Consider the following 11,227-nt stretch of genomic DNA (forward strand, 5'->3'; position numbering starts at 1 on the left):
AGCCACCGGAGCGACCGATTTGCTTGGCCGCGGCGCGCTAGCGGAGCGATTCGATTTAGCTCTCTGCCGCTGCCTGACGTGCCTCTATTTCCCCAATTCTTTCAATGCCTCAATGACCTGCTCGTCGTGGCCGTCCACTTGGACCGCCTTCCAAACCTTGGCCACGTGCCCCTTGGCATCGATTAAAAATGTGCTGCGCTGAATGCCCATGAACTTTTTGCCGTACATGTTTTTTTCACGCCAGGCGCCGTATTTTTCGGCCACATGATGATCAACGTCGGCCAGCAGCGGAAAATTCAGTTCGAACTTGTCTCGGAATTCAGCATGGCTTTCCACGCTATCGGCGCTGACCCCCAGCACTTTTGCTCCCAACTTTTGCAGTTCCTTGCTTCGGTCGCGGAAGGCACAGGCTTCTTTCGTGCAGCCGGGCGTATCGTCTTTGGGATAAAAATACAGCACCACCGGCGTCCCCCTTAGGGCGGAAAGTTTCACCTTAGCGCCGTCGGCGGCGGGCAGGGTGAAGTCGGGAGCCGGTTTGCCTTCTTCCAACCAATCGCTCATCGAAATGCTCCGTTAGCAGGGTATGGATATTCGGGATTTATCGGGTCCATCGGCGACGGCGTACGCCGGCTGATTTTTCGGCCTCGATTTTACTCGTTCCGTTGCCATTTTCTACTGGAATGACCGCCAGGGGTGCGTACAATGGAGTGTGTTGTCCGCCGTCTTTGACGAAAGGTGAACCCACCGCGTCCATCGCATTTGCACGAGGGATCATTGGCGATCAGCGCATCCAGCCAACCCGCGGCCCAGCCGCGGCCCCAACGCAACCTGCAAGTGGCGTTAGCCGCCGCCCAGGTGGCTCACGACAATCGTGGGCAGAATATTGTCTTGCTCGATCTGCGTGAAATGACGGCGGTGTTCGATTTCTTCTTGCTCGTGACCGGCTCCAGTGCGCGTCAATTGCACGCCATTGCCGACGAAATCGAACACACGCTGGCCGATCAATTCGGCGATAAGCTGATGGGCATGGAAGGCTACGCCGCCGGCACGTGGATTTTGCAAGATTACGGCGACATAGTCATTCACGTGTTCGACGACAAAGCCCGCGAATATTACGCTCTGGAGCAACTCTGGACCGGCGCCAAGCGCATCGAGTGGCAAAGCGTCACTCCGCCACACATCGCCAAAATCGATTAACTGCTTTGGCGTCGTGCCCAATCGCGCACCTATTCTCGTGCATGCGCCATGCCATTGGCAGCGCCTAGTTGCAAACCTCCCCCTAACAGGCTACCCTGAAAGCAAGCATTTTCTTTTACAGTAGGGTGGTAGCCTTGCTGCGCCGGCGGGCTCAAGAAACCCACGGTTTCAACCTCGTCTGTAATCGGCTGCACGGTCATGCACCTCCGCTGCCCACATTGCCGGTACGAGTTCAGCGATAACACCGGGCTGCTGCTCTCGGATGTAGTTTGCCCCAAGTGCGGGAAAGCATTTCATTTGCACCCTGCAGAACCGGCGTCGACCGAACCACGACCGCCGCAGCCGGAGTCGGCCGAGCAAACCGACGGCTTCCATTCCACGCAACACCGCTCATACGTGGTTGCCTCGGCGGGAACAATAATCGCAAACCGTTACCACTTGCTCCAGCACATTGCCGATGGCGGCATGGGCAGCGTCTGGATGGCCGAACAGCGTGCGCCAATGAAAAAGCGCGTCGCCATTAAGTTAGTAAAGCCCGGCCTGGCAAGCAAAGATATGTTGGCCCGCTTCGAGGCGGAGCGCCAAGCATTGGCGTTGATGGACCATCCAAATATCGCCCAGGCCCTCGATGGCGGCTCCACGGACGACGGACAACCGTTCTTCGTCATGGAATACGTAAAGGGCATTCCGCTAACGGAATATTGCGACGAGCGCCGTCTTCCCATTCGTGCCAGATTGGAATTGTTCATTCAAATCTGTCAGGCCGTGCAACATGCCCACCAAAAGGCGATTATTCATCGCGATCTAAAACCTTCAAATATTCTTGTCGCCGAGCACGGCGATAAACCATTGCTCAAGGTGATCGACTTCGGTCTGGCCAAAGCGCTGCAGGGCTCCCATGTTTTGACCGACCGCACCATGTTCACGGTCTTGGGCAGCATGGTAGGCACGCCACCCTATATGGCGCCGGAACAATTTGGCGTGAATGCGTTGGATGTTGACACTCGAACCGACATCTATGCCCTGGGCGCCATTTTGTACGAGTTATTGAGCAGCAGCACGCCAATTTCCGACCGACAATTTCGCGAACAGTCGTGGGAGGATATCCGCCGGATCGTCCGCTGCGAAGAGCCCCAACGCCCCAGTTTGCGCTTATCCACGAGCGAGCAATTGCCGCAGATTGCCGCCAACCGCCAATCGGCTCCGGAAAAGCTGTTGAAGTCAGTTCGTGGCGATCTGGACTGCATTGTGCTTAAAGCGTTGGAAAAAGAACGGGTTCACCGCTTCGCCAGTGCCGACGCAATGGCCGACGAGTTGCGCCGACATTTGGACGGCCAACCAATCCAGACCCGGCTTACCACAAGGACCGAGCGTGCCTGGCGTTGGTGCCGACGGAATGCATTGGTCGCATCGTTGAGCGCCGCAGTTTTGTTGCTCCTTGTCATCGGAGCCTTGGTATCCACGTCTTTTGCGCTGTTGGCCACGCATCGCAATGCAGAATTAGCCCAAGCCGTCCAGCGCGAGCAAAGCCAGCGTGAACTGGCGGAAAAACAGCGATCGCTCGCCGAAGATAACTTGGAAATCGCGGTAAACACCGTCGACGACTTTTTTTATCGCGTCGCGAACGACGCACGCTTCAAGCAGCCAGGGCTGGAAAGTTTGCGCAATCGACTCTTGGACGCCACGGCTGCATTCTACGTCCACTTCGCCGAAAAGTCCGAGGGAAACCTCTCTCGCGAAAGTAATCTCGCCGGCATGGTGGTGAACTTGGCTTATGCCGAGGAGGACTCGGGCAATCGCAACAAAGCGCTTCAGACATACGATCAAGCGATCTCCATCTGGGAGCGGATTTGCAGTCAAGCACCCGACAACGTGAAATATCGAAGGGGGCTCGTTAGCGCGCACTTTGCTGTCGACTACTTTTTTTTGAGAGACCCCAACATCGCCCAACATGAGGAAATGTCAGTAGACTGGGCGCAGGCACTTAAGCATTTGACGCAGACGGTCGACCTGTGTGCCAAGCTCGCAGCCGACTTTCCGGACGATGTGGAATTGGGTCTTGCTCTGCCTCGCGCCGAGGCAATGCTTGGCGTTTTGCTGGAGGCGCACGGGAAAAAGGAAGAAGCCTTGGCTCAGTTCAAACTCGCTGCGGAAAGTGAAGAAAGACTAAATGCCCGAAGTCGAAAAGATCAATCTTTAATCGACGGCCTTGCCGATATCCACAACTCAATTGCGTGGGACATCGTCGTTACGCCTCAGGCTTCACTCTCGCCAGAGGCCGTCCAGTTGGCGATAAAACTCGCCCAGCAGGCTTTCGATGCCGAGCCACAGGATGGGAATATCGCAAATACCCTGGGTGTGGTCTATTATCGCACCGGCAATTGGTCGAAAGCGATTGACGTGCTTCGTCGCGCGCGCGAACTCAATGGTTTGCATCTCGTCAGCTCCGATGGATATTTTCTCGCGATGGCCATGGCAAAGTTGGGCCGCGACGACGAAGCGCAGCGCTGGTTCCAAGCATCGGATCGCTGGCTCGCAGCCTATGAGCTGGACAAAAAAGAGGAATTAGCCTTTCGGTCCGAAGCCGCCGCCGAGTTAAAAATCACCGCCGAGCCCTTGAAGGCAGTTGATAAAACTCCCGACGAGATTGCTGCCATTGCCAAGCTGCTGATCGATGCCGATCCGACGGCGCCCGGCAACGACCGACTGCAAGCGGAAGTGGCCAAGGTCAAATCCCCAAAGGTCGTTGCATCTGCGGCCAGCGGCTCCCCTGCCGCTACGCCTTCCACGGATGTCAGCACGGTGGCCAGCAGTCAAACCACACTGTCGACACCGGCTACCACATCTCCTCAGCCAAATTCAAGCGCTGCGGACGACGATAAAACTGCCCCGGTTCAGCTCGACGTTGGCTTGATCGGGTATTGGAATTTCGAAGACGGCGCGGGCGACACGGTGGCAGATCGCACGGGCCACAAGCTCGACGGCCACTTGAAGGGCGACAATGTGGAAAAATGCTGGTCCACCGACGCCCCCGCCGTGCCGCAAAATCACACGGCTTTGAAATTGGATGGCACTACGCAATTTGTCGAGATCGACGATGATCCGCGGCTCCGCTTTGACAAGGAATTGGCAATTTCGGTGTGGGTCAATACGCTCAGGCCCTTGCCGCATTTTGACCGAGTGCTGGAGAAAAGCATCACCGACGGCGGCTATTGCATTAAGCTGGATGACAGCGGCCATGCTGTTTTTCAAATTAACGTGGTGCCGGGAACTTTAAGAAACGCGAAATCGAAATTGCCCATCAACGACGGCCGGTGGCATCACATCGTCTGCATGTGCGGCAATCAAAAAGTTTGTATGTACGTAGATGGCGAAATGAACGAAGAGAAATCGGTCCAGGAATTAAAAGCCAGCACAGGAGCCGGCGAGCTAACAATCGGGAGAAGTTCTAGCAAGAGAGACGCACAAACCGGCGGGCTCTTTTACCGAGGTGAAGTGGACGAGCTGCGGATGTACAACCGCTTGCTCAATCCGGCCGAAATTCGAAAACTGGCCGGTCAGTAATCAAATATCATTTCCGGCCGCCTTAAGACGCCCCGCTCGAAAACTTCGCCAGCGCCAATTCTTTTAACGCCCGCAGATCCAGCTTGCCGGTTCCCAGCACCGGGATTTCCGGCACTTGGCAAAAACTATCGGAGGCGGGAATCCACAAGTTCGGCAGGCCCGCTGCGGAGAGCTCGCGCCGAATTTGCTCCGGCGTTTTATTGACCGGCAAGTGCATCACGACAAGCCGCTCGCCTTTGAATGGATCGGGCACGGCGGTCACCACCGCCATCAAATGTTCTTCGTCGCCACCGAGGATTTGCTGTAACGCCTCTTCGATTTTCAAATGCGGCACCATTTCGCCGCCGATTTTGGAAAACCTGCTTTCGCGGCCGGTAATTTCGATGAAGCCATCGGCGTCGATGCGCGCCACGTCGCCTGTCACATACCAACCGTCGCGGATCACTTTCGCCGTAAGCTCGGGCTGATTCAAATAGCCTTTCATCACACCCGGCCCGGTCACCAGCAGCATGCCGGTTTCGCCCGGCGGCAAATCGACGCCGGTTTCTAAATGCACCACTTTGGCCCGCACGCCGGGAATGGGCCGCCCGACGGTCCCTTCACGGGCAGCAGGACGGCTGCTGTCGCGGTTGCGGCTGGGGGGTACATTCACCGCCACCAGCGGCGAAAGTTCCGTGCAGCCGTAGGCTTCGTACGGGCGCGTGCCGAAACGGGCTTCAAACGCGTCGGAAAGTTCTTTCGGCAATTTTTCGGCGGCGCCGAACACGGTATCGAGCGTGCGGAATTGCTCCGGCTCGACGCGACGCAAGTAAATTCGCAGAAAGGTCGGCGTGGCCATAAACACCGTTACTCCGTGCTCGGCGCATAGCTTGCCCACCTGTTGGGCATCGCGCGGATCGAAATGGTACACGCCCTGCGGAGCTAGCGTCAGCACGGTCCATAGCGTGGCGGTGTACCCGTAGGAGTGAAAGAAAGGGAGGACCCCTATGGCCACGTCGTCGTCGCGCAACTGAACCGCTTCTTGAATCGCTTCGATTTGCGATGCCACGTTGTCGTGCGACAGCATCACCCCCTTGGGATCACCCGTCGAGCCGGACGTAAACATGACTGTGAGCAATTCATCTCCGGACACGTCGGCGATGCCCAACCATTTTTCCAACACCGTCGGCGGCAGCTTCGAGCACACCCACGCGCTCAATTTATCGGCCAGCGTGACGCGGTCGCGCAGGTCTTCCAGCAGAACCAACTTGGCATCCAACTGAAGTTTGAATTTTTCCAGCACGCGCTGGCTGGTCAGCACGTGTTGAATGCCGCATTGGGCAATGCACTGATTGATCGTCTCGGCCGACATCGTGTAATTCAGATTGACCGCGATCCGCCGCATCAAGGGCAGTGCGGCATTTACCGCCACGTTGACCGCCGAAGGGGGCAACAACACGCCCACGTATTTCTCATCCGTGGCTAGCACTTCGCGCGCCAGCATTCGTTGCAAGATGAGCGTGCGAAGCAATAAGCTGTTGCCCGTCAGGGCCGCGCCCGTGGAATCGGCGACTTTCGGCCGGCGGCCAACTCGGCGGCAGTTTCGCAAAAATTGCCGCGGCAGGGTTAAGCGTGAAGTGGGCAAGGGTTTAGGATTCTGCATGCGTCTCCGAGACAGACCATCGATTCCTCTTGCGGTAAGTGGCACGTGTGGGTACGATTCTGCCCCGTTTTTGCCTGCCAAGTCAACTGGTAATTCAAACCGTGGAGACACCCGATGGGCCGCATGTTTTTCATGTTCGTGGGAATTGTCGTGGGAGCGGTGGGAATTTTTATGGCGCTCAACTATCACTTGCTGGAAACCAGCACCGGCCTGCAACTGTGCCCCAAACGCAGCGCCAGCCTGAGCGAAACCTATGTTGACATTCGTAAATTCACCGCCGCCGACTGGGCCAGCCACCCGACGCTCACGGCCGACATCGCGGCCGCCGAAAAGCAACATCTAATGGGCGAATCGCCGGCTGCCGCCGTGGAAGGCAGCGTTCACGAAATGATCAACGAAGTGCGGCAGTAATTAGCCGCCAGCGCGAAACGTGAATGGCGAAAGGTTGCTCCGACGCCGGGAAAATGCTTAACTCAACCCTCGTCGGCCGACAATCCTGCGAACCAAGCCTCGTCCAGCCAAGGATGTCGCCAGTCGAGTTCGGTTTGGCCTTGGCTTTGCCGCGTACGATGTGAGTTCTCTAGCGTTGGCGTCAGCCAATCAAGGTTGACGGCATACCATTGATCGGCTGAGTCCGACTTTACCACTTCCGGTTTTACTGCTGCTGACAACACCAAGCCGTTGGCGTGTGGCGTCGAGGCCGCTACAAAGCCGAAATCAACGCCCGCGCCAACCCCGCTCGACTGCCCCAACCATTCACTTGGGACGCGATGGCCTTCTAAGCCGCTGGCAGTTGGCGCGGCAGGCAAATCGTTGCCGCTGGAATTCAGGTCCGAATTAATCACAACGCTGGACGAAAGCAATGTCACCGCTGACGATTCGTTCGCTGCCGCCGGCAAACCCTCGGCCGGCAAAGCCGCCGCGGGCAAATCCACCGCTGACGTATCCACCACTGCCGAATCCACGACTGGCAGCGTGGAAGGATTGACTACGACAATCGTCGCGGCCGATGGATTGTCAGCTCCCGCGCTGCTCGTGTCGCCAACATTGCCGCTGGCCACGCTGCTTGCGGCGCTGGTGCTGCTGGCCGGTACGCCAGCCTCCGTCAAGTTGCCGCTTCCGCCACTGCTGCCACTGCGCAACAAAGTCTGCAGCGCTTGCAAATCGGCATTCGTGACGCTTCCGTCCCCATTCACATCGGCGATGGCTAACAGATCGTCGTCGGACAGATGGTTGTTGGTTTGATACGCGGTCAAATCGCTCAGGGCACGCATCAGGCTGATGACGTCGGCGGCATCACGATATCCGTCCAGGTCAACATCCCCTTTCAAATACGCCACCACGACGGCGGCGGTGCCGCTCACAGCGCCGCTCGTCGCGCGCGCCGTGGCCGAACCCACCGGCGACAGCGGCGCCAGATACAATCCGCTGGCGTTGATGCTCCCCACCGAACCGGGATCCAAAGTCCACATGATCGAGGGCTGCACAAGGAGCGGATTGCCGAATTGATCGAGCGCTACCGCCACAAAGGCCTGCGTTTGGCCGCTGGTCAGGTCGACCAATCCGGGCGTGACCGTAATGCTGGTCAGCGTTTGATTCACGACAACGCTGGTGCTGCTGGTGGTCGACAGTCCGCCGGCATCGGTAATTGTCACCTGGAAACCGTACGTGCCGGCCTTGGTGAAATTGGCTGTAATGGCTTTGGCAGCGTTGGTGCCGTTGGTATTGCCAGAATAGTTCACCGTGGCCGGGGGCGTGCCCGTGGTAACCCAGGTGTACTTCAAGTTCGATTCTCCTCCGTCGTCGGCGCCCTGCACACTCAATGCCGTCGTCAGTCCGCCCACAGGATTGGGATTTCCCCCCGCGGCGATCGACACGGTGGGCGATGTATTCACGTTAATGGTGGCACTACCGTTTTTACCGCCGCTCGTGGCTGTCACCGTATCGCTGCCGGAAGTCAACGGTGCCGTATAGGTGCCGGTGCCATCAACCGTGCCCCGCGACGACGTCCACACGAAGTTGGCCGGCATGACGTTGCCGGACTGATCGCGTGCAGTGGCGGTAAACGTCGCTTGACTGCCGGCTGTAACCGTCGAGTTACTTGGACTGACGGTGATGGACGTCAGGACCGGCGCGCCGGTAATGCTGCTCGTCGGCACCAGATCGATGGCATCGAAAATTTGATAGCCCGAATACAGTGTGCCGGTGGAACCGCTTGTGGAATAAATATCAATGGTGTTGGTTCCTGCTTGCAGCCATCCTGCCGAGAGGTTGAAAATATATACTGCGTTGTCTCCGCGCCAGTTTCCCGTGGTTAGGCCGCGCGAGCCAAGATCACCAACAATGTTTTGCGTGGGGGTGGTATGGCTGCTGTTCACGGTGATATTCGGCCGGCCGTGATCTTCGCGCGTTACCCCGATGCGCAGCGTCAGCAGTGTTGATGCTTGAGTCGAATTCAGGCTGAACGTAAGCCGTATGTCGGTGTCGACATAAGGTGCAGCGGAGGTTTCGGTGTGCCACTCCGCCATGGGAAATGCACTATCGGGATCGGTCCCCACGGTGAAGGTCGTCAGTCCGCTGGAACTCGTCGCCCACGGTGTCATCCGCACGTCGGTTGGATGCATGTAGGTGATTTTATCGGCGTTCAGGAAACCGAGCGGTGTGCCGTCCCAGGTGCCAATGCGAAAAATCGGACTGGCGATCACGGGCGTAGCGATCGTGCCGCCGCTGGGGTTGAGTTCCAAATAGGTGTTCGTATTGACAATGTTCTGCCTCGTTGTCGCGCCGGCAGCAATGGTAACGGAAACTGTCCCGACGGCCAGTTCTCCCTGATATAGCGTTTCGGTATAAGTGCCGGGCATCACGCCGCTGATCGTGTAAGCCCCCGTCACCGGATCGGGCGTGGCCCAATATTGATCGGCGGCGTTGCTTAGCGCCACCGTGGCTTGCAGGCTGCTGGGTACACCGCTGGCGGTGCCGGATAGCGTCCCGCGGCCCGAGGCCCCCGTGTAGCCGGTAATGTACGAACCCACGCCCAGCGAGTCGATGAACGAGTAATCCGGCGCTGCCGGCGGTGTCGCCGGGTCGGTCGTATCGGTCGTCGACGTGGCCATCAGCGCGTAAAAACCCTTGAGACCCGGCCGGTAGGCCTCGGTCTGCGAGTGGCCCGAGAACGTGTACGTGTACAGCTCGTTGTTCTGAAAGTCGATGTCTTTGTAAAACGGCCCGCCGCTGCTGGTTTCCCGGTTGCCAATGTTCATCCACAAGCCGTATAAGGTGCCATTGGAGATGCCGCTGACGCCGTAGGTCTGCGCGTCGATGGCCCGATATTCCCCGTAATACTTCGAAGTCGTTGTGCCGTCGGCGTGACCATAAACGTCGCTGCTTTCAATTGCCCCAGTGCTGCCGGCATTGTTCGATGGGGCGGGAATGTTGGTCAGCAGCGTGGTGCTCGTGTAGTCGATGAACCGCATTTCGCCTGGGTCCGGAGAGTTAGGCCCCGGCGAATAGGTCGCCATGTAAATGTTGTTGTATCCTTTGCGGCCCAGGTAATACTGGATGACCGGTGCAGTAGCGAAAGTGCTGTCGTTGCAGGTGATCAAAATCCACTGGCCATTTGGATCGACAGTGGCCGTCACCATAGTGCTGCTGTCCAGGCCCGATTCGTAGTGCGAATAACGGCTGGAGGTCGAGTACGGCGCTTCCAATTGCGTGCCATTGAGCGTCATCGACGTCAGATCGCCAACATCGGCATTACTGGCGGTCGTTCGTGAAATCGAAAATACCAGTCCCGCGCCCGTATCGACCGTGTATAGATTCGTGCTGGTCGTCAGGCCGAAGGCCAATAGATCGCGCCGCTCCAAACATTCCACGGCCGTGCGACGGCTGAACAGCGGATTACGGCGCGCGCTACCAGCATTACGCAGACTTCGCGGCCGCAGCATAGCATCGTCCCCTTCCGTTCCCCATGCCGACCGCCAGCCCCTGCGGTCCAGCTTCTTCCCCCAGCAAACGCACTGCCTGATGGGCAGATTAGCGACAGGCCCCAGCCCTCAATATATTTTTTCGCCCAGCGCAGGTCAAGAAAAATCGGCCACTGGGGAGTGTCGTAATTCGAAATGTAGTGGCGTCTGCCCCCAGATGCTTGTAGCAATTCTCGAATAGAACGGGGTGGCTAGGGTCGAACGCAGCGAGCCCCCAGATTCCCTGGAGGAGACCAAATCGCTATTGATTCTCTGCCAGCAAGCCATCGATTTTCTTGACGAGGTCATGCTCCAGCGTGGGCGACCAACCGACGTGGACGCCGCGGATTTTGCCCGCCTGATCGATCATAATCAGCGTCGGAAAACCGTGAACTTTGAATTTTTCAGGCAAGCCTTCCGCCTTTAAATTCGTGTAATTCAGTCCAAGTTTATCGACCACAAATTTGGCGTCGTCCAAGTCGTGATCGGTATTCATCCCCAATACCGCCACGGGCTGGCCCGCGTAATGCTCGGCCACTTTTTTCAGCGCCGGCATGGAGCGAATGCACCACCCGCAGCCGCGATACCAAAAATCCAACAGCACCACTTTGCCCCGATAATCCGCCAGCGCTTGCGGTTTGTCGTCCAAGTCGGTGGTTTTGAAATCTTCCGCCGCCTGGCCCAGCAAGGCCTCGCGCTGCTTGCATCGTTCCTCGATCGCATCGTGATAGGCCAGGTTTTTCCACAATTGCTGGTCGAGCTGCTGCTGGAATTCAGGGGTTTCAGCCGCTAGCCTGGCCTCTTTGAGCGCCGTGACCGCTTGATCGAATTGATCGAGCGTCGCATCGTCGGCACTAGCGGC

Annotated in this window: 7 protein-coding genes; 3 read left to right on the forward strand and 4 right to left on the reverse strand. The window is 57.7% G+C overall.

Annotation, left to right across the window (positions count from 1 at the left end; genetic code table 11):
• Nucleotides 1-84 precede the first annotated feature (84 nt).
• Nucleotides 85-561 (reverse strand): thioredoxin-dependent thiol peroxidase, encoded by a 477-nt coding sequence (bcp, locus tag VMJ32_10255; protein HTQ39402.1) that lies wholly within the window; start codon nt 559-561, stop codon nt 85-87.
• A 174-nt stretch (nt 562-735) separates the two neighbouring features.
• On the opposite strand from bcp, the gene rsfS reads away from it, so the two are divergent.
• Both rsfS and VMJ32_10265 read left to right on the forward strand, forming a co-directional pair.
• On the forward strand, nt 736-1,197 hold the full coding sequence (rsfS, locus tag VMJ32_10260) for a ribosome silencing factor (GenBank protein HTQ39403.1): 462 nt from the start codon (nt 736-738) through the stop codon (nt 1,195-1,197).
• A 198-nt stretch (nt 1,198-1,395) separates the two neighbouring features.
• Nucleotides 1,396-4,761 carry a protein kinase gene (locus VMJ32_10265; GenBank protein HTQ39404.1) on the forward strand — a complete coding sequence of 1,122 codons (3,366 nt, stop codon included), beginning with the start codon at nt 1,396-1,398 and terminating at the stop codon, nt 4,759-4,761.
• Nucleotides 4,762-4,783: 22 nt separating this feature from the next.
• On the opposite strand, the gene VMJ32_10270 is transcribed toward VMJ32_10265, so the two are convergent.
• On the reverse strand, nt 4,784-6,385 hold the full coding sequence (locus VMJ32_10270; GenBank protein HTQ39405.1) for an AMP-binding protein: 1,602 nt from the start codon (nt 6,383-6,385) through the stop codon (nt 4,784-4,786).
• A 132-nt stretch (nt 6,386-6,517) separates the two neighbouring features.
• Here VMJ32_10270 and VMJ32_10275 point away from each other — a divergent pair, with 132 nt between their 5' ends.
• Nucleotides 6,518-6,814 carry a hypothetical protein gene (locus tag VMJ32_10275; GenBank protein HTQ39406.1) on the forward strand — a complete coding sequence of 99 codons (297 nt, stop codon included), beginning with the start codon at nt 6,518-6,520 and terminating at the stop codon, nt 6,812-6,814.
• Between the two features lie 62 nt (nt 6,815-6,876).
• Here the strand turns inward: VMJ32_10275 and VMJ32_10280 are convergent, their stop codons facing one another.
• A complete protein-coding gene (locus tag VMJ32_10280) occupies nt 6,877-10,347 on the reverse strand; it encodes a rhamnogalacturonan lyase B N-terminal domain-containing protein (protein ID HTQ39407.1) in 3,471 nt (1,156 codons plus the stop codon).
• A 280-nt stretch (nt 10,348-10,627) separates the two neighbouring features.
• Nucleotides 10,628-11,227, reverse strand: a 600-nt coding sequence (locus tag VMJ32_10285) for a TlpA disulfide reductase family protein (GenBank protein ID HTQ39408.1), incomplete at its 5' end; no start/stop codon positions are given.

The sequence above is a fragment of the Pirellulales bacterium genome (assembly GCA_035499655.1).
Classification (GTDB): Bacteria; Planctomycetota; Planctomycetia; order Pirellulales; family JADZDJ01; genus DATJYL01.